This window comes from Stenotrophomonas sp. CFBP8994 (assembly GCF_034044835.1).
Taxonomy (GTDB): domain Bacteria; phylum Pseudomonadota; class Gammaproteobacteria; order Xanthomonadales; family Xanthomonadaceae; genus Stenotrophomonas; species Stenotrophomonas rhizophila_A.
On sequence record NZ_JAXCWT010000002.1, the window covers coordinates 620,063 to 642,876 of the forward strand.

Sequence of the window (22,814 nt, forward strand, 5' to 3'; positions counted from 1 at the left end):
GCACTGTCGTGTGGTCTGATCCGCACGCAGTCTCCCCGTTGGCAAGGTGCCATGAGCAAGTCGATGAAATTCAAAGCCCCCGCATTCCTGATGGCCCTGGCGCTGACCGCGCCGCTGGCGCTGGCTGCCTATGCCGATTCGCCGGCCCTGCCGTCGGCGGCCACGGCCGACCAGGTGACGACCTCCAAGCTGGTGTACGGGCTGCTGTCGGACAGCCGCTATGCGTACCGGCCGCGCGCGCTGGATGCGGCGACCTCCAAGGACGTGTTCAAGCGTTACCTGGAATCGCTCGACGGCAGCAAGCAGTTCTTCACCCAGGCGGACATCACCAGATTCGCGCCGTTCGAGTCGAATATTTCGTCGGCCATCCGCGGCGGCGAGCTGGAGCCGGCGTTCCAGGTGTTTGCGGTCTACAAACAGCGGGTGGGCGAGCGCGTGGGTTACGCGCGCAAGCTGCTCAAGCAGGATTTCGATTTCAGCAGCGATGAGCGCTTCGAGTACGACCGCAAGGACGTGCCGTGGGCCGCCAGCAGCGCCGAACTCGATGACCTGTGGCGCAAGTCGGTGAAGAATGACTGGCTGCGCCTGAAGCTGGCCGGCAAGCAGCCGGCCGACATCCGCAAGACGCTGGACAAGCGCTATGCGCAGCTGGAGAAGTCGGTCAATGAGCTGAAGGGCGAGGACGTGTTCCAGTTCTTCCTCAACTCCTATACCAGCGCCGTTGATCCGCACACCGATTACTTCACCCCGCGCACGGCCGAGAACTTCAACCAGGCCATGTCGCTGTCGCTGGAAGGCATCGGCGCGCAGCTGCAGCGCCAGGACGACATGGTGGTGATCCGCGAGATCATCGCCGGTGGGCCGGCGTCGGTGAACGGCACGCTCAAGCCGGGTGACCGCATCGTAGGCGTGGGCCAGGGCAAGTCCGGTCCGGTCGAGGATGTGATCGGCTGGCGCATTGACGACGTGGTGGCCAAGATCCGCGGCAAGAAGGACACCCAGGTGCGGCTGGAATTCATTCCGGCCGAAGAGGGCGTGGACGGCAAGCCGCACATGCTGGTGCTGACCCGGCAGAAGGTGCGCCTGGCCGAGCAGGCCGCCAAGGGTGAAACGCTGACCATCCCGGCCAAGGATGGGGCGCCGGCGCGCAAGGTGGGCGTGATCAAGCTGCCGACCTTCTATCAGGACTTCGAAGGCCGCCGCCGCAACGCGACCGATTACGCCTCGGCCACGCGCGATGTGGCCAAGCTGCTGGCCGGCTTCAAGAACGACAAGCTCGATGGCGTGGTGCTGGACCTGCGCAACAACGGTGGCGGTTCGCTGGATGAGGCGATCGAGCTGACCGGCCTGTTCATCGAACAGGGCCCGGTGGTGCAGGTGCGCGAATCCGGTGGCCGCGTCACGGTCAACAACGACCGCAGCGAAGCGGTGGCATGGGACGGCCCGCTGGCCGTGCTGATCAACCGCGGTTCGGCCTCGGCCTCGGAAATCTTCGCCGGTGCCATCCAGGATTACGGCCGTGGGTTGGTCATTGGTGAAACCACCTTCGGCAAGGGCACGGTGCAGAACATCGTGGACCTGGACCGTTGGCCCAGTGGCGAAGCCCAGCGCTTCGGCCAGGTCAAGCTGACCATCGCGCAGTTCTTCCGCGTCAGCGGCAGCAGCACCCAGCACAAGGGCGTGGTGCCGGACCTGGCCTTCCCGGCCAGCGTGGATGCCAGCGAGTACGGCGAAAGCACCTACGACAACGCGCTGCCGTGGACCCGCATTGCCGCCGTGCCGCACACCCAGTACGGCAACTTCGGTCCGCTGCTGCCGAAGCTGGAAACCCTGCATGCCTCGCGCATCGCCTCCGACAAGGAGTTCCAGTGGTGGAACGAGGACGTGGAGCAGTTCCGCACCGAAGCGGCCAAGAAGTACATCTCGCTCAACGAGGCCGAGCGCCGCACCGAGCGTGAGCGCCAGGAAACCCAGCGCAAGCAGCGCCAGGCCACCCGCAAGGAACTGGGCCTGGACCTGGACCCGCTGGCCGATGACAGCAACGATGATGGCCTGACCGGCAACGAGCGCGACATCGTCAAGGATGCTGCGCGCGAGAAGGCCGCCGAGAAGCGCCCGGACCCGCTGCTGCGCGAGTCCGCCGCGATCCTGGCCGACGCGGTGAACCTGCTGGCCGAAGACCGCCCGCTGTCGGCGCAGGTGCTGCCGCAGTCGACCGCCGCAGGCCGCTGGGCCGATTGATCGGGTGAATCAAGTGAAAACGAGGGGCCGGCGGAAACGCCGGCCCTTTGCTTTTAGACCCCACGCATACGCCGCCGGGCCTATGCTTGCGCAATCATCCTCCTGCAGGAGCGCCCATGCGGCTGTCCCATGCACTCCCGGCCGGTCTGCTGGCCCTTGGCCTGTCCGCCTGCGGCGGCAAGGCCGCTGACAGCACGCTGCTGCGCGAATCCTTCGATTCGGGCGACACGTACTCGCGTACCGTTCCCGGCACGCCGGCGCAGGCCTGCGAAGCCGCGCGGCGTACCCTGCTCAGCCAGGGCTATGCGATCGCCCGTGCCGACGCCGACGCGGTGGAAGCGAACAAGAACTTCCAGCCGACCGAGGACTCGCATGAGCAGCTGGTGCTGCGCATTTCCTGCGCGGCGCGGGGCGACGAAGCACTGGTGTTCATCAGTGCCGTGCAGGACCGCTATGCGCTGAAAAAGAGCCCCACCTCGGCCAGTGTGGGCGTGGGCGCGCTGGGCTCGGTGTCGCTGCCGTTCGGCAGCAACGACGATTCGCTGGTGAAGGTGGCCAGCAGCACCGTGCAGGACGGCGACTTCTACCGCCGCTTCTTCACCCGCCTGCAGCAGTACCTGCCGGCGGCCAAGGCCAGCACCCCGGAGCCGGTACCCGCGCCGGTTCCGCCGGCCCCGGCGCCGCCGGTGACGCCTGTTCCCGAGCCTGCGCAGGCGCCGGTTCCTGCATCGGTCCCCGCACCACCTGCCGCGCCGACGCCAGCGCCGCCCCCGGTTCCTGCCAGCGATACGCCAGACCACGCGCACTGAGCGGGCGCGAAGCATGCCGGGCAGGGGTCGTCATCCCTCGCGCAGGCTGCGCGCAGTGGGCGTTCTGCTGACCGCGGTGATGGGCCTGCTTCCGGCGGCGGAAGGTCGCACGGATCCGGGCACCTGCGTGCACCGGCTGATCGAACGACTCGGCTGGCAGCTCCAGGACGCCGACATCGCCGCGCCGCGCGTGCACGGTGGCCCCGTCTGCGAACGGGCCGACCTGTCCCAGGCGCAGGCTGCCGGCGATCTGCGCGTGCAGCTGCCCCGTGCCTGGGCCGCCCCGCAGCGCGAGCGCTTCCTGCAGACGCTGCTGGACGATCCGGCGACCGTGTGCGCCTACGCCTTCGAGCTGGGCAAGGCCACCCGCCGCGCCGCCACGCGCCTGCAGGACAACCCCGGTTACCGGTTCTCGGCGCTGCAGCTGGGCTGGATCGGCTTCGGCCCCGGCGGCGCCCGGGCGCAGGGCTGGGAGGGCTTTCGCAGCTTCGGCCGCGGTTACCAGCCGCACGGATCCAACAGCGCGGCCGTGCAGGCGTTCTATGACGGCCGGGTGCGCAGTGAATGCGGGGTGGGCCGGCAGGTGGCGCAGCTGGCCACCCAGCGCGAGCTGTATGGCGATGCCGCGTTCGATGCGGCGTTCACCCCGGGCGAACTGTCGATCGGCACCTTCCTGACCCTGCACGACACCGACAGCATTCTGCTCGGCCATCACGCCGGCGAGTTCTTCGCCGATGGCAAGGCCGTGCGGACCTCGCAGCGCGGCCGCCAGGCGTTCGTGGGCGCCCCGGGCTTCATCGAACATGTGTTCGATCCGGTGTACCTGGACGACATCAACAACCAGGCCGAGAACTTCGTGATCGTCGACGTCGGCGCAGGCGCAGCCAAGGCGCTGCGCGAGCACGGCGGCTTCGCCCACTACGACCGCATCAACCGCCGCATCTGGGAGCTGGCCAGCCGCATGCCCGGCCCCGGGCTGCGCCGCTTCGAGCGCCTGCTGTTCGAACGCGACCCGGCCCTGCGCGCGGCACTGCCGGCCGGCCAGCAGCCGCTGCTGGCTGAACTGGACGCGCTGCTGGACGATCCGTTCTATCGGGAGTTCGTGATTTATGTGCACCCACGCGGTATACGTCCGGTGGGCTATCACATCGCACGCCTGCTCGACCGCAATCCGCGCACGCCGTTCGCGTTCGAGCTGGGCCTGCACAACCTGCACACCACGCTGTACCGCCGCTGGATCCAGTCGCAGCTCCAGCAGTGCGCGGCAGCGTCGACACATTCGCAAACCGAGCAAAGGTGAGACATGGAAATTGCAATGATTGGACTGGGGCGCATGGGCGCCAACATGGCCGAGCGGCTGCACCGCGGCGGCCACCGCGTGATCGGCGTGGACCCGGGTGAAGCGGCCCGGGCCAGTGCCGTCGCGCGCGGCTTCGACGTAAGCGCAACGGCGGCCGAGGCGCTGGCGAAGCTGTCGGTGCCGCGCGTGGTCTGGCTGATGGTGCCGGCCGGTGAGGTGGTCGACCAGACCCTGGCGTCGCTGTCGCCGCACCTGTCCGAAGGTGACGTGGTGATCGACGGCGGCAACTCGTATTACAAGGATTCGATGCGCCGCGCCACGCAGCTGCTGGAAGAAGACGTGACCTACCTCGACTGCGGCACCAGCGGCGGGGTGTGGGGGCTGCAGGAAGGCTACAGCCTGATGATCGGTGGCGATGCGGCGGCCGTCGAGCGCGTCGGTGCGATCTTCCGCACCCTGGCCCCGGCCGAGGATCGCGGCTGGGTCCACGCGGGGCCGAGCGGGGCCGGGCACTTCTGCAAGATGGTCCACAACGGCATCGAGTACGGAATGATGCAGGCCTATGCCGAAGGCTTCGCGCTGATGCAGCGCAAGACCGAATTCAACCTCGACCTGGGCCAGGTCGCGGCGGCCTGGCAGCACGGCAGCGTGGTGCGGTCCTGGCTGCTGGACCTGAGCGCCGACGCCTTGGCCCGCAACCCGCAGCTGGACGGCATCGCGCCGTTCGTGCCCGATTCCGGCGAAGGCCGCTGGACGGTGGCTGAAGCGATCGACCTGGACGTCTCCGCCCCGGTGATCACCCTGTCGCTGCTGGAGCGGCTGCGCTCACGCGAAAAGAATTCCTTCAGCGACCGCATGCTCTCCGCACTGCGCAACCAGTTCGGCGGCCACGCGATGGTCAAGGAATAACCTTACCGAAGATCCACGCGCCGGCCGCTGCCGGCGCTTTCGCGGCCTGCTTCCAGCAGCCGCATCAGTTGCAGTGCTTCTTCAGTACTGACTGGCGCTTCGCCCTCGCCGAGCATCGCATCGCGGAACGCGGCGTAGAACCGGCGATAGTCGCCGACAGCATTGTCCACGGTCTGCCGATGTACCTTTCCTTCGGCATCCACCTGCACCAGCAGCCCATGCTGCGGATCCAGGCCCCAGCCCGGCGCGCCGGGGGCGATGCCCTGGCGCAGCTGGTCTTCCTGCACATCCAGGCCTTCCTTGAGGTAGCTGCCGGTGCTGCCGTGCACGGCAAACCGTGGCGCCGACGCGGCCACCAGTGAACCGGCGTGCACGATCGCGCGCATCGCGGGGTAATGCAGCACCGCATGGAAATAATCATCACTGCGCGCGCCGTCGCGCTGCGCGGTGATGTCGGCACTGATCGCTTCGGGCCAGCCGAACAGCTGCAGCATCTGGTCCAGCAGGTGCGGGCCCAAATCCATCCACAATCCGCTGCCGGGTGCATCGCTCTCGCGCCAGCGATCGCGCACCTGCGGGCGGAAGCGGTCAAAGTGCGAATGGCATTCGGCAACGCGGCCCAGCGTACCGGACGCCAGCACACTGCGCAGGCTGAGGAAGTCGGCATCGCAGCGGCGGTTCTGGAACACGCACACCACGCGCTCCGCGTCGCGCGCGGCATCCACCACCGCCACCGCTTCGGCCGCGCTCAACGCAAACGGTTTGTCGACCAGCACGTGCTTGCCTGCACGCAATGCCGCCAGCGCGAGGGGTGCGTGCTGTTCATTGGGCGTCGCGATCACCACCGCGTCCACCGCCGGGTCGGCCAGAAGAGGCGCCACATCCGCGTGGATGTGCACATCGGTGAAGCTGCGCAGCAGCCGCTCGCGCTGCGAACTGACGATGCTGTGCAGCGCCAGGCCCGGCGTGTGCTGGATCAGCGGCGCATGGAAAACGCTTCCAGCCAGCCCGTATCCGATCAATCCCACTTGTGCGATCGTCGCCATGTGCGTACCTGCCGTGTTGCCTTGGATAAGAATAGTTGCAAATGATGCAGTGCGGGAAACCTGAACTGTTGGGATTGAACCTGACCGGTTCACGGCAACGTGATCTTGCAGCGACGTGCTGTCCACGCATCGCAGCCGACACTGGGCCCACTAACCAGGGAGACACCGCACATGACCAACACTACCCGTAATCTGCTTGCTGCTTCGCTCGCTTTCGGCATGCTGCTGGGCACCTCGGCGGCAATGGCCAAGGATCCGCCGAAGACCACCGACAAGGCGGCGATGACCCACGCAGACATGCATGATTCTGACGAGCCGGTCACCGACACCTGGATCACCACCAAGGTCAAGAGTGACCTGCTGGCGAGCAGCAAGGTTCCCGGCACGGAAGTAAAGGTCGAAACCGTGAACGGCGTGGTATCGCTGTCGGGCACCGTGGCGACCAAGGCCGAGCATGACAATGCCATTGCCAAGGCCAAGATGATCAAGGGCGTAAAGAGTGTGGACGCCAGTGCACTGAAGGTCTCCGCGGCCGCTGCCAAGCGCTGATCCGCGACAGCACCTGCACAGACACCGGGGCGCGCCGTCAGGCGCGCCCTTTTTCGTGGACGGCGCCGCTGTCCGGTCCCGTCCCGTATTCACGTTGGTGTGGAGTATATTCAGGACTTCGCCCCTGCGGGCGTCGTTCCGGCACCGGAGTGGCGCAGGCGGGGAGGGGAGCATGCAAGCCAACGAGGGTCTATGGCACTGGTTTTCAGTGATGAACGCTGGGACCGCTGGCGGTTGCCGGCCCTCGGCCTGGCGGCTGTGGCCATCATCGTGGTCCCATGGCTGACCCTGCGCAGACTTTCCGCAGACAATCTCGACGCGATGCGCTGGGTCACCCATACCCAGGACGTCGGGGTTGCCGTGTACCAGCTGCAGGCCGACGTCCGCGACGTGGAATCGGCGGCGCTGACCCTGTCCAAGGGCATCGATGCCCCCGGGTTGCGCGAGCGGCTTGGGCAGGCCCGCCACATTCCGGCGCGGCTGGCGCGGCTGACCGAGCTGACCCGCGACAATCCCGAACAGCTGGTGCGCATCGGGCGCATCCAGTCACTGCTGGACCGGCGCATGGAACTGGCCGGCGAGCTGGCGCGCTCCAGCCCCGACGACGAACAGCGCCAGCTGGTGCAGGACCTGACCACCCGGTATCCGATCCGCGGCCTGATCGAGGAACTGCAGGACCGCGAGGAGGAACTGCTGGCCCAGCGTTCAGCCGTGTTCGCCCAGCAGCAGCGGCAGGGCGAGCTGGTGTCGTGGACCGCGCTGGTCGTGCAGCTGCTGCTGCTCGGGCTGGTGCTGTGGCTGTTGCATCGGCAGATGCTGCACCGGGCCACCGCCGAGCGTGCCACGCGGCGCGCGTCGGCACGTGCGGCATCGGTGCTGCATACCGTACGGGAGCCGATCGTGCTGCTTGACCGCGAACTGAAGGTGCAGCTGCACAACCCGGCGTTCTCCGAGTTGTATGGGCTGCACGATGACGCCACCACCGACGGCCGCGCCCTGGAAACGCTGGGTGATGGAGCGTGGAGTGATCCGGCGGTACGCCAGCGGCTGATGGACGTGCTGCTGCGTGGCCGTGAACTGTGGGACTTCGAACACCAGCAGCGCACCGACGACGACCAGGTGCGCACCCTGCTGATCAACGCCCGCCGCATGCCGTTGCCGGACCGCGACGACGAAGTGGTGCTGATGACGATCAGCGACGTCACCGTGCAGCGTGCCGTTCAGCAGCGCGTGGAAGAACTGAACCGCCAGCTGGAGGGCAAGGTCGAGCAGGTGTCGGAGGTCAACCGTGAACTGGAGGCCTTCAGCTACTCGGTGTCGCACGACCTGCGCGCGCCGCTGCGCCACGTGGCCGGCTTCTCGGACAAGCTGGCCCGGCACCTGGGCGAGGACGCGGACGAGAAGTCGCGCCATTACCTGGACGTCATCTCGGGCTCGGCGCGGCGCATGGCGACACTGATCGACGATCTGCTGGTGTATTCGCGGCTCGGCCGGGCGGCGATGCGCCTGCAGGCGGTGGACATGCAGTCGCTGGTCGCCGACACCCGCGCGCTGCTGGATGCCAACGTGAAAAGCGAAGCCGAACACGGCGGCGCGGCGCGGCGCATCGAATGGAAGATCGCACCGCTGCCGATCCTCGTCTGCGACGACAACATGATGCGGCAGCTCTGGCTGAACCTGCTGGGCAATGCGGTGAAGTACTCGGCCAACGCCCATCCTGCGCGGATTGCGGTGGAGTACGCGCGCCAGCCTGATGGCAGCCACCTGTTCAGTGTGCGCGACAACGGTGCCGGCTTCGACATGGCCTACGCCGACAAACTGTTCGGCGTGTTCCAGCGCCTGCACAAGGCCAGCGAGTACCCCGGCACCGGCATCGGCCTGGCCAGCGTTCGCCGGGTGCTGGCCCGCCACGGCGGCCGCATCTGGGCCGAAGCGGCGCTGGACCAGGGCGCCACGTTCCACTTCCTGCTGCCTTCCTCTCTCGACGCACTCAACCACAAAGGTCCCGTCCCATGACCGCTCTGCGTACCATCCTGCTGGCCGAGGACAGCCCCGCCGACGCCGAAATGGCCATTGATGCGCTGAAGGAAGCGCGCCTGGCCAACCCGATCGTGCACGTCGAAGACGGCGTGGAAGCGATGGACTACCTGCTGCGCCGCGGCGCTTTCGCACACCGCGAGGAAGGCCTGCCGGCGGTGCTGCTGCTGGATATCAAGATGCCGCGCATGGACGGGCTGGAAGTGTTGCGCCAGATCCGCAATGCCGAGGAGCTCAAGCGCCTGCCGGTGGTGATCCTGTCGTCCTCGCGCGAAGAGAGCGACCTGGCCCGCAGCTGGGACCTGGGCGTCAATGCCTATGTGGTCAAGCCGGTGGACGTGGACCAGTTTTTCGGTGCGGTGCAGACGCTCGGCAAGTTCTGGGCGCTCATCAACCAGGCCCCGGAGGTCGAATAACCCATGCCGCTCACCGGCCCCTCGCTGGGACACCTGCGCATCCTGCTGGTGGAGGATTCGCCCGAAGATGCCGAGCTGATGTGCGGGCAGATGCTCGACGCCGGGCTGGAGGCCAGCTTCGAGCGGGTCGAGACCGCTGCCGAACTGCGCGATGCGTTGCTGCGGTTCGCGCCGGACATCGTGCTGTCCGACCTGGCCATGCCCGGTTTTTCGGGCAACCAGGCGCTGGAGATCGTGCGCGGCTGGCACCCGGACGTGCCCTTCATCTTCGTGTCGGGCACGATCGGCGAAGAGAATGCCGTGGCCGCGCTGCACCAGGGCGCCAACGACTACATCATCAAGCACCAGCCGGCGCGGCTGCCGTCGGCGGTGGCGCGTGCCGTGCGCGAGGCGCGCGGCACCATCGACCGCCAGCGGGTGGAAGCCGAGCTGATGCGCGCGCAGCGACTGGAAAGCCTGTCGCTGCTGGCCGCCGGGCTCAGCCACGACCTGCGCAACATCCTGCAGCCGCTGCTGATCATGCCCGAGCTGCTCAAGGCCCGCACCGATGATCCGCAGCTGCACCACCTGGCCGACGTGATCGCCGAATGTGGGCGGCGCGGGCATGAAATGGCCGAATCCATGCTGTCGTTCGTGCGCGGCTCGCGCACCCCGAGCGAGCGGATCCAGATCGCCCACCTGTTCGAGGCGATGGAACTGCTGCTGCGCAGTACCTTGCCGGCGCAGGTGAGCCTGCATCTGGACGTGGACGACCCGGCCCTGGCGGTGGATGCCAACTACACCGAGCTGCAGCAGGTGCTGTTGAACCTGGCGCTCAACGCGATCCAGGCCATGCCCAATGGCGGGCGCTTGTCCCTGCGCGCGGCGGCCGCCCCGGATGCGCATGGCCAGGACTGGCTGCACATCTCGGTGACCGACGAGGGCGTGGGCATGAGCGCCGAGGTGCTGGCGCACCTGTTCAACCCGTTCTTCACCACCAAGGTCAACGGCACGGGGCTGGGCCTGATCTCCTGCAAGCGCATCATCGAAGGCGCCCAGGGCAGCATCCGGGTGGAAAGCACGCCGGGCGTGGGCAGCCGGTTCGAACTGCGGCTGCCGATGCGCCAGGCGCCTGTCGATGCGGCCCCACAGGCACAGCCGGTAGCGGCGGGTGCGGGGCAGTCGATCCTGGTGGTCGATGGCGAAGCCACCCGGCTGTCGCTGCTGGGCAATGCCTTGTCCAGCCAGGGGTATCACCTGCAGCTGGCCTCCGATGGCGGCGCTGCGCTGCGCTGGATGCAGCAGGAGGCGATGCCGGCGCTGGTGATCGCCGATGCCGGGGCAAAGCTGCTTTCAGCCAGCCACCTGCTCGATGAGATGGCCACCTTGGGCTACCGCGGCCCGGCGCTGGTGCTGGAAGACGCCGAGGTTCCGGTGCCGCTGGACGCGTTCCCCGAGGGCGTGGAGGTGCACGTGCTGCGCAAACCGCTGGAAATGCAGCAGGTGTTCCGCTCGGTGGCCGAGGCGCTGGCGCCCACACGGTAGGTCACGACCGTTGGTCGTGACGCTGGGGAATACCGACCAACGGTCGGTATCTACGCATCTTCCCACGGGAAACTGGGCAGGCTGGCCACGGCGTGTTCCAGCCGCCGCGACCAGTTGCCATGGATCTCCGCGTACAGCGGGCTGTCGCCGGCCAGGCGCATGCGGTGGCTGATGCGCAGGTCGCCAGCGCGCAGCAGTACCAGGTCGACCGGCAGGCCCACGGAAAGGTTGGAACGGATGGTCGAATCCAGCGACACGATTGCCGTGCGCGCGGCATCGTCCAGCCGGGTCTGCGGGCGGATGATGCGGTCCAGGATCGGCTTGCCGTACTTGGATTCGCCGATCTGCAGGAACGGCGTTTCCGGCGAGGCGGCAATCGCGTTGCCCAGCGGGTAGATCATGTACATCCCGGGGTGTTCGCCGCCGACCTGGCCGCCCAGGATCAGGGTCGCCTGGGTGTTGACCCCGTCATGGCCGTGTTCGGGATTGCTGCATTTGACCTGGCTGTCCACCAGCACCCGGCCCACGTACTCGGCCACCTCGAACAGGTGCCGGTAGGCGCGCAGGTTTTCCGGCCGCTGTTCCTCCACGTCGCGGTGCAGCCGCGAGATCAGCAGCTGGGTGGTGGCCAGGTTGCCGGCGGCCATGATGACGAAGACCGCTTCGCCCGGAAACTCGAATTCGTGCAGCTTGCGGTGCACGCGTACGTCGTCCAGCGACGCGTTGGTACGGGTATCGGCGGCGAAGACAAGGCCCTCGTCCACCGCAATGCCGACGCAATAGGTCATGTCGGTGTCCTATGATGTGCACCCCGATTCTATGCGGAGCCCCTGTTGGCCCCGTGTGGATTCGCCCCACGTACGCTGAATACCATGACCACTGTGCTCCTGAGCCTGGGCAGCAACCTGCAACCGCAGCAGCATCTTCACGCTGCGGTGGCCGCGCTGCGCGGGCGTTTCGGCGATATCCGGGTGTCCCCGGCCTACCGCACCGCCGCCGTGGGCTTCGATGGCCCGGCCTTCCTCAACAACGCGGTGGCAATCGAGACCGATGAGCCACTGGCGGACCTCGACCGATGGCTGCATGCCGTGGAAGACGCCCATGGGCGTGACCGCAGCGGGCCGCGTTTCAGCGACCGTACGCTGGACATCGACGTGGTGTTCTACGGGAACCTGATCGTGGAAGGCCCGGGGCACCTCCGGATTCCGCGGCCGGAGCTGAAGCACGCGTTCGTGCTCAAGCCGCTGGCCGATATCGCGCCGGACTTCATCGACCCGGTCAGCGGCCTGGACCTGGCCACGTTGTGGCGGGGGCATCGGCAACATGACGACGCGTTCGAGATCGTTGAACTGGGGTGACAGCGTCAAATGGCGGGTGTCGCCAAAGGCGGGGCTTCGGAACGTGTACACGCCGGGGTGTTTGCCATAACCATCGAGTGACCGGCTCCGGGCGCTTGGGCCGCGCTGCGCGCGGTTTCCGGCCAACGGCCGGGGCTACGAACCGTTAGGGGCCCATTGGGATCGGGATCAATCGACCAACGGCCCGCATTACGTCAACATCCGGCCGCCGTCCACCCGCAACGTGTGCCCGGTTACGAACGGGGCGTCGTTGACCAGCCAGTAGACGGCCTCGGCGATCTCCTCCACCGTCCCGGTGCGGCCCAGCGGGGTGCGTGCCAGCAGCGCCTGCTGGGCGAAATCGTCCTTGCCCTGTTCGGGCCACAGGATCGCGCCCGGCGCCACGGCGTTGACCCGGACTTTCGGCGCCAGTTCCAGCGCCAGCGAACGGGTGATCATTTCCAGCGCGGCCTTGGCGGCGGCGTAGACCGGGTGGTCACGCATTGGCTGGGTGCCGTGCAGGTCGGTAAGGTTGACGATGCAGCCCTGGTGGCGGCGCAGCTGCGGCGCGGCGGCCTGGGCCAGCAGCAGCGGCGCGCGGGCGTTCACCGCGAACAGGTCGTCCCACTGGTCGGCGGTGATCTGGCCGAGCAGGGTGGGGTAGAAATTGGAAGCGTTGTTGACCAGCGCATCCAGCCGCCCGAACTGGGCCACGGTCTGTTCGACCAGGTCGGGCAGGGCATCGGCGTCGCGCAGGTCGGCCTGCAGGGCCAGCACACTGCCCGGGCGCAGCATGTCCAGGTCGAAGGCCATCTGCTGCAGCTCGGTGGTGGAGGTGTGTGCGTGCAGCACCACCGACCAGCCACAGGAATGGAACTGGCGGGCGATGGCGGCGCCGATCCGGCGCGCGCTGCCGGTGATCAGCACGGCGGGTGTGGTGGCGGTCATCGGGGCTCCTTCCTGCTCGGCTATGCTGTGCATTGTCACCGCAATCGCCCGCACCATGCATACCTCCCTGCCCACGCCCGACGCCGACGCCCTGGCCCACAGCGACGAACTGGCCGCTGCCCTGCGCGCGGAAATCCTCGCCAATGGCGGTGCCATGCCATTTGCCCGGTTCATGGAACTGAGCCTGTATGCACCTGGCTGGGGTTATTACAGCGCCGGTGCCAGCAAGTTCGGTGCGGCGGGGGATTTCACCACTTCTCCGGAACTGGGCCCGCTGTTCACCGCCACCGTGGCCAACGCAGTGGCCCCGGTCATGCAGCAGCTGGGGCCGCAGGCGCGCTTCCTGGAACTGGGCGGCGGCAGCGGTGCGTTCGCCGAGATCCTGCTCAAGCGCATGCTGGAACTGGATGCGCTGCCGGAGCGCTATGCGATCCTGGAACCCAGCGCGGACCTGCGCGAGCGCCAGCGCGAGCGCCTGGAGAAGGCGCTGGTGCCGCCGCTGTTCGCCCTGGTGGAATGGCTGGACGGCCCGTTCGACGACGACTGGGACGGCATGGTGTTCGCCAACGAAGTCATCGATGCGCTGCCGACCCCGCGCTTCCTGGCGCGCGACGGCATGGTCTACGAAGAAACCGTGGAACTGGATGCCGACGGGCGCTTCATGCGCGGCGCGCAACCGGCCGATGCCATGCTCACCTCGGCCGTGCGCCATCTGGAACGCTACCGTGAGAAGCCCTTCGCCGATGGCTACCGTTCCGAACTGCTGCCGCACCTGCCGTACTGGATCCAGGCGGTCGCTGGCGGGCTGAAGCGCGGCGCGATGCTGTTCGTGGATTACGGCTACCCGCGCAACGAGTACTACCGCGATGACCGCGATGACGGCACCGTGCGCGCCTTCTACCGTCACCATGTGCACAACGACGTGTTCCTCTGGCCGGGCCTGCAGGACCTGACCGCGTCGGTGGATTTCACCGCGCTGGCCGAAGCCGGCACCCATGCCGGCTTCGAGTTGGCCGGCTACTGCACCCAGTCCAGTTTCCTGCTCGGCAACGGCCTGGATGGGTTGCTGGCATTGGCCGAGGAACGTGCCGACGAGATCGGCAAGCTGCGCCTGCGTGACCAGGTCAAGAAACTCACCCTGCCCAGCGAGATGGGCGAGCGCTTTCAGGTGATGGGCTTCCAGCGCGACGTGGACTTCGATCCGGCGTTCCTGCTTGGCGACCTGACCTGGCGGCTCTGAAATGACTGCGACCGGAATGTTGAAGCCGCTGCGCTTCCCGCGCGTGTGGCTGGGGCTGTGGTGGTTGGCGATCGCGGTCACGATCGTGGTCTGCCTGATCCCGCCACCGCCGCTGGCATTGCCGCAGAACAGCGACAAGGTCGAGCACTTCCTTGCGTACTTCCTGCTGGCCTCGGCGGCGGTGCAGATCTACCGCACGCGCGCGTCACTGCTGTGGGCCGGCGCCGGGCTGGTGCTGCTGGGCGTGGGCATTGAATTCCTGCAGGGCGCGCTGACCACCGATCGCATGGCCGACCCGATGGATGCGCTGGCCAACAGCATCGGCGTGGTGGTCGGCATGGCAACGGTATTCACGCCGCTGCGCGATCTGCTTTTACGCATGAAGGGCTAGCCGGGCAGGGTCGGTTCCCGAACGACCGCAGTGAACGTATCAACGCCCGGTAACGCATGACCTGCAACGAAGCAGAAGCCGTTGCCGTTGATTGCAATGCGTTACCGGTTTCGGACACGTTATCGGCGGTCGTTTGGGAACCGACCCTACCTCATTCAGGCAACACGGGTGCCGGCCATGGGCCGGCACCGCTACTTCATCAACGCGGTACCAGCTCCAGCGTGTCGAGCACCCACATCGTGGGACGGGTGTCGCCGGTGAAGCGCACGCACAGGTCCTGGTGGCCCTTCAGTGAACGCGGCAGCGCTGCTTCCAGCGTGATGAACCCATCCGCACCCGGGGTGGCCGGCAGCGGTACGCTGGCCAACGGCTTGCCATTGCACTGCGCGTTGAGGATGTCCATCTCGCCGTGCGCGCTGCGCGCCGGCACGAAGCGCCGCTGCGGCTCGTCATGCGCCAGCTGGAAGTAATACGGAATCTGCCCGGCACGCACCCGCAGCTTCGCAATGCCGTCCACATCCGCGCCTTGCCATAGCCAGCACGGGTTGAAGATGTTGACGTTGAAGATGGCGCGCGCGCCGTCGGCCGGGCCGTCGTCTTCCAGCCGCAGCAGCAGCTTGCCTTCGCCCGGGCACATTGCCAGGTGTTCGTCGGTGCGGCTCAGCAGCGACTGCGCGGTGACGTCGAAGCGGCTGGCCGCCTTGGCCAGCGCCTGCCCGTCGAAGAACGTGGCGGCCTGGACCCCCACCGGCAGCGGCTGGGTCAGCGGCGCGGTGTAGCGCGGCGACGCCGCGGTCACCGGGCTACCGTCCACGCTGTAGCGGATCTCGTAGTTGAGCGGGTTGCGCAGTGCCAACGTCGCGGTGCCCGCCTTGCGGTCGTCGCTCACATCCGCTTCCACTTCGAACGGGGTCTGCGCATACGCGATGCCCATCGCCTGCCAGCGCTGCAGCTGCGACGGCAGGCGCGCCAGGAAGTCGGCGAAGTCGCGGCGCTCACGCGGCGACCAGCCGGTTTCGGCGACTGCGGCCAGGCGCGGGAACACGTTGTGGTGCAGGCGCGCGACACTGCGGGTGTGCTCGGTGAACATGTTGGCCTGCAGGCCCAGGATGTGCTGCTGCTTGTCGCGGGCCAGGCTGTCGGGCACCGGCTCGAAGCCATACACGCGGCCCAGCGGGGTGGTCAGCGGCCGACCCGGCGGCTCGTTCTCCGAGTTGGTCTGCAGGTAATCCATGTACATGTCGGTGACCGGCGACATCACCACGTCGTGGCCTTCGCTGGCGGCCTTCAGGCCACCTTCGGTACCGCGCCAGGACATCACCGTGGCTTCCGGCGGCAGCCCGCCTTCGAGGATTTCATCCCAGCCGATCAGGCGGCGGTCGTGCTGTTCCAGGAACGTCTCCAGGCGCTTGATCAGGTGCGCCTGCATCTCGTTTTCGGTGCCGGCGCCCACTTCGCGCATGCGTTCCTGCACGCGCGCGGAGGCTTCCCACTGGTCCTTGACCGCCTCGTCGCCGCCGACATGGACGTACTTGGCGGGGAACAGCTGGATGACTTCCTCCAGCACGTTCTCCAGGAACTCGAAGGTGCTTTCTTCGGTGTTGAACAGGTTCGGGAACACGCCCCATTCGCTGAGTGGCTGCAACGGCGTATCGATCGTGCCCAGCTCGGGGTACGCAGCGATGGCGGCGGTGGCGTGGCCGGGCACGTCGATCTCCGGGATCACCTGGATATGCCGCGCGGCGGCGTAGGCGATCACTTCACGGATCTGGTCCTGGGTATAGAAGCCGCAATACGGGCGCGGCGCACCGGTGGCCGGGTCGCGCCCGCCATCGCCGGCCGGAATGCGGCAGCTGCCCACGCCGGTGAGCTTCGGGTAGCGCTTGATTTCCATGCGCCAGCCCTGGTCATCGGTGAGATGCCAATGGAACGTATTGAGCTTCTGTTCGGCCATCGCGTCGAGCACGCGCTTGATCTCGTCCAGGCTCTGGAAGTGGCGCGCCGAATCGAGCATCAGCCCGCGCCAGCTGAAACGCGGCGCATCGTCGATCTTCAGTGCCGGCACGACACCATCGCTGCCGCCCGTGAGCAGCTGCGACAGGGTGGCCGCGCCATAGAACAGGCCCGCTTCGGTGGCGGCCTGCACGGTCACGCCGCGCGCATCGCTGCGCAGCTGGTAACCCTCCGCACCGGTCTTCAGGGTGGCGTCGAGCACGAAGCGGATACCGTCATTGCCGCGTGCGGTGGCCACGACCAGTGCCGGACCACCGCTGTGCTGCAGCTGGGTCGCGAACAGGCTGGCCACGCGCTGGGCGGCCGCGCCCTGCGCGCGCAGCGCGGTCGTGGAGGTGACGGTGTAGCCCGCGCCTTCGAGGCGTTGCAGCTGGGCGGGGGCGGGAATCAGTGGCAACGAGCCGGGCAGGGCGCGCGGGCCATCGGGGGCCTGGGCATCGGTGGCATGTGCCAGCGGGGCCAGCGAGAGCGCCAGGGCCAGCGGCAGCAGCGACAGCGAGGTACGACGGGTGCGGGTGTGCATCGGGTCATTCCTTTGGTGCGGGTTAAAAAAAACGGGCCCGGTTCCGGACCCGTTTTCAGTGGGCCGTAACGGCCCACCGGGTAGCGCCGGCCGTTGGCCGGCACACCAATGCCACATTAGTACTTGAAGCGGAAGTTCAGGTAGTACTGGCGACCGTTGGAGTAGAACGAGGTCGGAATGGACGCGCTCTGGTAGTACTTGTAGGTCGGGTTGTTGAGGTTCAGGCCATCCAGGGTGATGCTCATCCACTTGGTGGGTGCGTAGCTCAGCGAGGCCGACAGCGTGCCGAAATCATCCTGGTAGTACGGGTTGGCACCGGACAGGCTGATCAGGAACGAGGAACGGCGGGTGTAGCTGACGCGTGCACCGAAGGTTTCATTCTCGAAGAAGGCGCCCACGTTGTAGGTGTTCTTCGAGGTGCCCAGCAGGTTGTGGCTGCCGTCGGCCCAGGTGTGCGCCGAGCTGCCGTTGGCGTAGGTGTAGTTGGCGTTGATGCCGAAGTTCTCGCCGATCGGCTGTTCGTAGGCCACTTCCACGCCGGTGACCTTGCCGTCGGCATTGATCGGGGTGGAGACCGCGTAGGTTTCAAGCTGGTTGGTCAGTTCGCTGAAGAGCTGGCGGTTGACCACGTCGAAGGCGACGTAGTCCTTCAGGTCGATGTGGTACGCACCAACCGACACCAGGCCGCGCGGCATGAAGTACCACTCCAGGTTGGCGTCCAGGTTGCTGCCGATGGTCGGCTTCAGTTCCGGGTTGCCGCCACCGCCGGTCTTGTTCAGGTCCGAACCCCATGCAGACGCACCCAGCGCGGAGTAGTCCGGCAGGGTCTGGGTCTGCGACGCGGCTACGCGCAGCACCAGGTTGTCGTCCAGGTCGAACTTGATGTTGGCGCTCGGCAGCACGCGGCTGTGCTTGTTCTGGAACGCCTGGCGCTGCCACATGCCGAACAGGCTGCTCACGTCGGCACGGGCGGCATCGCTGACCGCCAGGTAGGTGTCGATGTCCTGCTTGATGTCCACGTAACGCAGGCCGACGTTACCGCTCCACCAGTCACCGGTGAAGTTGGCCTGCACGTAGCCGGCGAAGTTCTTTTCCTTCACCTTCCACTCGGCGCCGTAGTTGTGGCGGCCGGTCGGGCCATCGTTGTTGGACAGCCAGGTGGAGTTGTTGAGGATGGCGGTCTTCAGCGCGTCGGGGGTGTAGTACCAGATGTCGCGCGGGAAGGTGCCACCGATGCCGCTGGCGAAGTTGCTCGGGTACTGGCCGGTGGCGCTGCCCTGCAGGGCCGACCAGATGTCGCCCGGGCTGGCGCCTTCCGGCGACAGCGCTTCACGCTCGTGGTCGGCGAAGCGCAGGCCGAAGTCGATCGAGCTCAGTGCACCGCCATCGCCGAAGTACTGGTTGAAGTCCAGCGACGCCCAGTCTTCCTTGTCTTCCGCCTTGACCTGCTGGTTGCCCCAGGTGCCGAAGCTGCTGACGCCGCCCGGGCCGGTATCGCCGCCCACGTTCCAATCCACCGGCGAACCTGCGCCATGGGTGGCCCAGCTGGCGCCGCCGCCCTGGCCCAGGGTCACTTCGGCAATGAACTGGCGCGGCGTCTCGCCGGTGCCCTTGGTGGTGCCGGCCTGGAACTTGGCGCCCAGGTTGTCGTTGATCTGCCAGTCGGCATCGAAGGTGACGTAGCTGGTCTTGGCCGTCGCCTCACGGTAGATCATGTCGTACACGGCGTAGTTGGTGCCCGGCACACCTGCGTAGGTGGCATTGGTCAGTACGCCGTCCTTGATCGTGTAGCCCGGGTTCGGCGCCTGCGACGCGGCGAAGTTGCCGCCCCACATCATGTAGTTGCGGTTGTAGTTGTTCGCTTCAAGTTCGGAGGTGAAGCCGCTCAGACCGAGGGTCAGGTCGTCGATCGGCTTCCACTGCAGGGTGACCAGGCCGCCCTTGCGCTCACGGGTCTGCTCGAACAGGGTGGAACCCAGCAGGCCGGGCACGTTCACGCCGACCAGGTCCGGGTTGGTCGCCGCCACCGGGTCGGTGGCCTTGATCTTGAAGAAGCCGCCCGGGATTTCCTGCGCTTCGCGGCGCAGCTCGCGCTTCTGGTAGAAGCCCTGCACCATCACGCCGAAGGTGCTGTCGGCGTTCTTGTAGTTGAACAGGCCCGAGAACTGCGGGTCGTTGGAATCGGCCTGGTCCGAACGCACCACGCCCAGCGAGGCTTCGGCACTGAGCTGCTTGGAGAACTGCAGCGGCTTGCGGGTGATGATGTTGACGGTACCGGTGGTGCCGCCGTCCTGCAGCTTGGCCTGCGAGGACTTGTTCACTTCCACCGAGCTGACCAGTTCCGACGGCAGCAGCGAGTAGCTCACGCTGCGGCCGACGTTGTTGCCCTGGCTGAGCACGAACCAGTCGGCCGAGCCGACGCTGTGGCCATCGATCAGGGTCTGGGTGAGGCTGGGGCTGGTGCCGCGCAGGCTGACGCGGTCGGCTTCGTCGAAGCCGCCTTCGTCGGCGCTGGCCGAGCTGATGTTCACGCCGGGCAGGCGCTGCAGGGTGTCGGCCACGTTGTGCGCCGGCAGCTTGCCGACGTCTTCGGCCGTGACCACTTCCAGGCGCGCATTGGCATCACGCTTGGTGTCGAGGGATTTCTCCATCGAACCGCGGATACCGGTGACGACCACGGTGTCCAGGTCGGTGGCGGTGGGCTGTGCTTCCTGCGCATGTGCGCCGAAGGCGATACAGCTGAAAATGGCTGCCGAAAGCAGGCTCTTGCGGTGGTTCATGATGTCTCTCCTCATCAATCGTTGGTGCGCCAGCGACGGCGTGCGGTTTGCGATGCGTGCGATCAAGCGTCCGTGCGGCCGAGGTACCAGCTGGCGGCGCCGATGACGCCCAGCTGCCCGTGCTCGACCACCTTCACGGGTATGCGTTCCAGCGCCTCGCGCATCGGACCCTTGTTGAGGTACCGGGACACGAAGGTGCTGTTCAACAGGTATTCGCGGATCTGCGGCAGGATGCCGCCAGCCAGGTACACGCCACCGTGGGCGCCGTACTGCAGCGCCATGTCACCGATGGTGCTGCCGAGCAGGCCGCAGAACACGTCCAGGCTCTGGCGGGCCAGTGCGTCCTGGTTGCCCACGGCCGCGGCGGTGATCGCATCGGGCGTGGCCAGCACGGCCGGCCGGCCTTCGATCGCGCACAGGGCGCGGTAGAGGTTCATCAGGCCCGGGCCGGACAGCGCATGTTCGACCGAGACGTGGGCGAGGTCGCGCTGCATCTGCCGCACGATCGCCATTTCCAGCTCGGTGCTCACCGCCAGCGTCGGCTGGCCGGCTTCGGTGGCCAGCACCACCGCGCCATGCGCGGTCGGGATCCACAGCGCCGCACCCAGCCCGGTGCCCGGGCCAACCACCAGGGTCGGACCGCGCGGGGCGGTGGCCGGGCCGGTCAGCTGCAGCACGCCGCTGGCATCGACCTGCGCGGCGGCGTAGGCCACGGCTTCGAAGTCATTGACGATGTACACCGTTTCCAGGCCGAGGTCGGCCTCGATCTGGCGCGCCGACAGCGGCCACGGCACGTTGGCGGTGATCACCGTGCCGTCTTCGCGGGCATACCCGGCGGTGGCCACCACGCAGTGCGCGGGGCGGTCGCCGTCGGCGATGAAGGCCTGCAGGATCGCGCTCAGGCCGGCGTAGTCGGCGTTGCGGAACTTGCGGTATTCGAGCAGCTGTACCGGATGGGCCGGGTCCGGGCTGGCCTGTACACGGGCCACGCGGACATGCGTGCCGCCCACGTCGGCCGCCAGGAACGGCGGCATCGAGAGGGGGGCGTTGGCCGATACGGCGTGGGCGGCTGCGGTCACACGGGCTCCCTTGGGATACGTACGGCCAGGTCTGGACCCCGGCGATTGAGCGGAGTCTGTAATCGTTCTGACAACGATGTCAACGATAACCTCACACTTTCGATGCTGCGGCGCAGCGACCTGCGTCACAAGAAAACGTTTTCAGTCCACTCCCGTCAAGATTTCGTAAAGCCGTTGCAATCAGGGGCTGTGTGAAGGCGCAGCGGGGCGTTGCGGGGTTTCTGTGCAGCTGCAGCATGCGGTTTTCCCCGATCTGCGCGGAAACCAATTGTTGACAAAGCCGGGTGGCCCATCGAATAAATGTGACAACGTTGTTCCCAGCCACTCTTCCGACGCCGCCCGCGTGCCGTCGATGCAGGAGCCCTCCAGATGTCTGCCGTGCCTGCTGCTACCGCGCGTTCGAGCGTGGCCACTTCGATCCTCATCATCGGGGTGCTGTTCTTCCTGATCGGCTTCTTCACCTGGCTCAATGGCCCGCTGATCACCTTCGTCAAACTGGCCTTTGAACTGGACGAGGTCGGCGCCTTCCTGGTGCTGATGGTGTTCTACCTGTCCTACTTCTTCCTGGCGCTGCCGGCCTCGTGGATCCTCAAGCGCACCGGCATGAAGAAGGGCCTGAGCCTGAGCCTGCTGGTGATGGCCGCCGGTGCGGTGGTGTTCGCGCACTTCGCGCAGCAGCGCTGGTATCCCGGTGCGCTCAGCGGCCTGTTCATCATCGGCAGCGGCCTGGCCCTGCTGCAGACGGCGGTGAACCCGTACATCAGCATCCTGGGCCCGATCGAAACCGCCGCGCGCCGCATCGCGCTGATGGGCATCTGCAACAAGATCGCCGGCATGATCGCCCCGTTCCTGATCGGCACCCTGGTGCTGCACGGCATCGGCGACCTCTCCGAGCAGGTGGCCAGCGCCGACCCGGTGACCCGCAACGCGCTGCTGGATACCTTCGCGGCCAAGATCCAGATGCCGTACATGGCCATGGCCGGCCTGCTGGTGGTGCTCGCGGTGGGCGTGCTGTTCTCGCCGCTGCCGGAAATCAAGACCGCCGAAGCCAACGCCACCCCGGCGCGCGCGCCCGGCCTGGCCGAACGCAGCAGCATCTTCCAGTTCCCGCACCTGTGGCTGGGCGTGCTGTGCCTGTTCGTGTACGTGGGCGTGGAAGTGATGGCCGGTGATGCCATCGGCACCTACGGGCACGGGTTCGGCCTGCCGCTGGACCAGACCAAGCTGTTCACCTCCATCACCCTGTTCGCCATGCTGGTGGGCTACCTGGCCGGCCTGGCGCTGATTCCGCACCTGGTCTCGCAGCAGCGTTACCTGAGCATCTCGGCCAGCCTGGGCGTGCTGTTCTGCATCGGTGCGCTGTTCACCCATGGCTATGTGTCGGTCGGCTTCGTGGCCGCGCTGGGCTTTGCCAACGCCATGATGTGGCCGGCGATCTTCCCGCTGGCGATCCGGGGCCTGGGCCGCTTCACCGAAACCGGCTCGGCGCTGCTGGTGATGGCCATCGCCGGTGGCGCGATCATCCCGCAGGCGTTCGCCGTGCTGAAGCAGCATTTCGACTTCCAGTGGGTGTTCGCGGGCCTGATGGTGCCGTGCTACCTGTACATCCTGTTCTACTCCCTGCGCGGCCACCGGGTCGGGCTGCCCCGCGACGGGCAGTGATCGGCGATCA

The 22,814-nt window shown here is 67.1% G+C and carries 18 protein-coding genes; 12 read left to right on the top strand and 6 right to left on the bottom strand.

Features of this window, described 5'->3' with window-relative positions:
• Positions 1-63 precede the first annotated feature (63 nt).
• The 4 genes from SOM39_RS07535 to gnd all read left to right on the top strand — a co-directional run bounded on the left by SOM39_RS07535 (position 64) and on the right by gnd (position 5,259).
• Positions 64-2,241 (top strand): carboxy terminal-processing peptidase, encoded by a 2,178-nt coding sequence (locus SOM39_RS07535; protein WP_184125654.1) that lies wholly within the window; start codon positions 64-66, stop codon positions 2,239-2,241.
• 116 nt (positions 2,242-2,357) lie between these two features.
• Entirely contained in the window at positions 2,358-3,050 is a 693-nt protein-coding gene (locus tag SOM39_RS07540) for a DUF2242 domain-containing protein (RefSeq protein ID WP_320457954.1), read from the top strand.
• Between the two features lie 13 nt (positions 3,051-3,063).
• Positions 3,064-4,350: a hypothetical protein gene (locus SOM39_RS07545; protein ID WP_414715860.1), complete on the top strand. Its 1,287-nt coding sequence runs from the start codon at positions 3,064-3,066 to the stop codon at positions 4,348-4,350.
• Positions 4,351-4,353: 3 nt separating this feature from the next.
• Positions 4,354-5,259, top strand: a complete 906-nt coding sequence (gene gnd / locus SOM39_RS07550) for a phosphogluconate dehydrogenase (NAD(+)-dependent, decarboxylating) (RefSeq protein WP_320457955.1) — start codon at positions 4,354-4,356, stop codon at positions 5,257-5,259.
• A 2-nt stretch (positions 5,260-5,261) separates the two neighbouring features.
• Here the strand turns inward: gnd and SOM39_RS07555 are convergent, their stop codons facing one another.
• Positions 5,262-6,305: an oxidoreductase gene (locus tag SOM39_RS07555; RefSeq protein ID WP_306987515.1), complete on the bottom strand. Its 1,044-nt coding sequence runs from the start codon at positions 6,303-6,305 to the stop codon at positions 5,262-5,264.
• 171 nt (positions 6,306-6,476) lie between these two features.
• Here SOM39_RS07555 and SOM39_RS07560 point away from each other — a divergent pair, with 171 nt between their 5' ends.
• From SOM39_RS07560 to SOM39_RS07575, 4 genes are all read left to right on the top strand, one after another.
• Positions 6,477-6,854, top strand: a complete 378-nt coding sequence (locus SOM39_RS07560) for a BON domain-containing protein (RefSeq protein WP_184125644.1) — start codon at positions 6,477-6,479, stop codon at positions 6,852-6,854.
• Positions 6,855-7,046: 192 nt separating this feature from the next.
• Positions 7,047-8,870 carry a sensor histidine kinase gene (locus SOM39_RS07565; RefSeq protein ID WP_320457956.1) on the top strand — a complete coding sequence of 608 codons (1,824 nt, stop codon included), beginning with the start codon at positions 7,047-7,049 and terminating at the stop codon, positions 8,868-8,870.
• Entirely contained in the window at positions 8,867-9,307 is a 441-nt protein-coding gene (locus SOM39_RS07570; protein WP_184125640.1) for a response regulator, read from the top strand. Before SOM39_RS07565 ends, SOM39_RS07570 begins: the two co-directional genes overlap by 4 nt.
• Before the next feature lie 3 nt (positions 9,308-9,310).
• Entirely contained in the window at positions 9,311-10,831 is a 1,521-nt protein-coding gene (locus tag SOM39_RS07575) for an ATP-binding response regulator (protein ID WP_068854032.1), read from the top strand.
• Positions 10,832-10,881: 50 nt separating this feature from the next.
• On the opposite strand, the gene SOM39_RS07580 is transcribed toward SOM39_RS07575, so the two are convergent.
• Positions 10,882-11,619, bottom strand: a complete 738-nt coding sequence (locus tag SOM39_RS07580; RefSeq protein WP_184125636.1) for a 20S proteasome subunit A/B — start codon at positions 11,617-11,619, stop codon at positions 10,882-10,884.
• Between the two features lie 84 nt (positions 11,620-11,703).
• Between SOM39_RS07580 and folK the strand changes: the two genes are divergently transcribed.
• Complete coding sequence (gene folK, locus SOM39_RS07585; protein WP_320457957.1) at positions 11,704-12,189, top strand: 2-amino-4-hydroxy-6-hydroxymethyldihydropteridine diphosphokinase; 486 nt, start codon at positions 11,704-11,706, stop codon at positions 12,187-12,189.
• Positions 12,190-12,378: 189 nt separating this feature from the next.
• Here folK and SOM39_RS07590 read toward each other — a convergent pair whose 3' ends face one another.
• Complete coding sequence (locus SOM39_RS07590) at positions 12,379-13,116, bottom strand: pteridine reductase (protein WP_320457958.1); 738 nt, start codon at positions 13,114-13,116, stop codon at positions 12,379-12,381.
• Positions 13,117-13,171: 55 nt separating this feature from the next.
• Here SOM39_RS07590 and SOM39_RS07595 point away from each other — a divergent pair, with 55 nt between their 5' ends.
• Together SOM39_RS07595 and SOM39_RS07600 are read left to right on the top strand one after the other, a co-directional pair.
• Complete coding sequence (locus SOM39_RS07595; RefSeq protein ID WP_068854809.1) at positions 13,172-14,356, top strand: class I SAM-dependent methyltransferase; 1,185 nt, start codon at positions 13,172-13,174, stop codon at positions 14,354-14,356.
• Position 14,357: 1 nt separating this feature from the next.
• Positions 14,358-14,747 (top strand): VanZ family protein, encoded by a 390-nt coding sequence (locus SOM39_RS07600; RefSeq protein ID WP_320457959.1) that lies wholly within the window; start codon positions 14,358-14,360, stop codon positions 14,745-14,747.
• Between the two features lie 199 nt (positions 14,748-14,946).
• On the opposite strand, the gene SOM39_RS07605 is transcribed toward SOM39_RS07600, so the two are convergent.
• From SOM39_RS07605 to SOM39_RS07615, 3 genes are all read right to left on the bottom strand, one after another.
• Positions 14,947-17,283: a family 20 glycosylhydrolase gene (locus SOM39_RS07605; RefSeq protein WP_320457960.1), complete on the bottom strand. Its 2,337-nt coding sequence runs from the start codon at positions 17,281-17,283 to the stop codon at positions 14,947-14,949.
• Positions 17,284-17,399: 116 nt separating this feature from the next.
• Entirely contained in the window at positions 17,400-20,063 is a 2,664-nt protein-coding gene (locus tag SOM39_RS07610) for a TonB-dependent receptor (protein WP_320457961.1), read from the bottom strand.
• Positions 20,064-20,125: 62 nt separating this feature from the next.
• Positions 20,126-21,097 (bottom strand): glucokinase family protein, encoded by a 972-nt coding sequence (locus SOM39_RS07615; protein WP_320458071.1) that lies wholly within the window; start codon positions 21,095-21,097, stop codon positions 20,126-20,128.
• Between the two features lie 414 nt (positions 21,098-21,511).
• Between SOM39_RS07615 and SOM39_RS07620 the strand changes: the two genes are divergently transcribed.
• Entirely contained in the window at positions 21,512-22,804 is a 1,293-nt protein-coding gene (locus SOM39_RS07620; RefSeq protein ID WP_068854025.1) for a sugar MFS transporter, read from the top strand.
• Positions 22,805-22,814: the final 10 nt, after the last annotated feature.

Excerpts from the sequence above, each read along its gene's own strand:
- SOM39_RS07590 (WP_320457958.1), bottom strand. The coding sequence starts at position 13,116 with ATGACCGCCACCACACCCGCCGTGCTGATCACCGGCAGCGCGCGCCGG.
- SOM39_RS07535 (WP_184125654.1), top strand. The coding sequence starts at position 64 with ATGAAATTCAAAGCCCCCGCATTCCTGATGGCCCTGGCGCTGACCGCG.
- SOM39_RS07545 (WP_414715860.1), top strand. The coding sequence starts at position 3,064 with ATGCCGGGCAGGGGTCGTCATCCCTCGCGCAGGCTGCGCGCAGTGGGC.
- SOM39_RS07570 (WP_184125640.1), top strand. The coding sequence starts at position 8,867 with ATGACCGCTCTGCGTACCATCCTGCTGGCCGAGGACAGCCCCGCCGAC.
- SOM39_RS07595 (WP_068854809.1), top strand. The coding sequence starts at position 13,172 with ATGCATACCTCCCTGCCCACGCCCGACGCCGACGCCCTGGCCCACAGC.
- SOM39_RS07615 (WP_320458071.1), bottom strand. The coding sequence starts at position 21,097 with ATGCCGCCGTTCCTGGCGGCCGACGTGGGCGGCACGCATGTCCGCGTG.
- SOM39_RS07600 (WP_320457959.1), top strand. The coding sequence starts at position 14,358 with ATGACTGCGACCGGAATGTTGAAGCCGCTGCGCTTCCCGCGCGTGTGG.
- SOM39_RS07580 (WP_184125636.1), bottom strand. The coding sequence starts at position 11,619 with ATGACCTATTGCGTCGGCATTGCGGTGGACGAGGGCCTTGTCTTCGCC.
- SOM39_RS07540 (WP_320457954.1), top strand. The coding sequence starts at position 2,358 with ATGCGGCTGTCCCATGCACTCCCGGCCGGTCTGCTGGCCCTTGGCCTG.
- SOM39_RS07605 (WP_320457960.1), bottom strand. The coding sequence starts at position 17,283 with ATGCACACCCGCACCCGTCGTACCTCGCTGTCGCTGCTGCCGCTGGCC.
- SOM39_RS07565 (WP_320457956.1), top strand. The coding sequence starts at position 7,047 with ATGGCACTGGTTTTCAGTGATGAACGCTGGGACCGCTGGCGGTTGCCG.
- SOM39_RS07560 (WP_184125644.1), top strand. The coding sequence starts at position 6,477 with ATGACCAACACTACCCGTAATCTGCTTGCTGCTTCGCTCGCTTTCGGC.
- gnd (WP_320457955.1), top strand. The coding sequence starts at position 4,354 with ATGGAAATTGCAATGATTGGACTGGGGCGCATGGGCGCCAACATGGCC.
- SOM39_RS07555 (WP_306987515.1), bottom strand. The coding sequence starts at position 6,305 with ATGGCGACGATCGCACAAGTGGGATTGATCGGATACGGGCTGGCTGGA.
- SOM39_RS07575 (WP_068854032.1), top strand. The coding sequence starts at position 9,311 with ATGCCGCTCACCGGCCCCTCGCTGGGACACCTGCGCATCCTGCTGGTG.
- SOM39_RS07620 (WP_068854025.1), top strand. The coding sequence starts at position 21,512 with ATGTCTGCCGTGCCTGCTGCTACCGCGCGTTCGAGCGTGGCCACTTCG.
- SOM39_RS07610 (WP_320457961.1), bottom strand. The coding sequence starts at position 20,063 with ATGAACCACCGCAAGAGCCTGCTTTCGGCAGCCATTTTCAGCTGTATC.
- folK (WP_320457957.1), top strand. The coding sequence starts at position 11,704 with ATGACCACTGTGCTCCTGAGCCTGGGCAGCAACCTGCAACCGCAGCAG.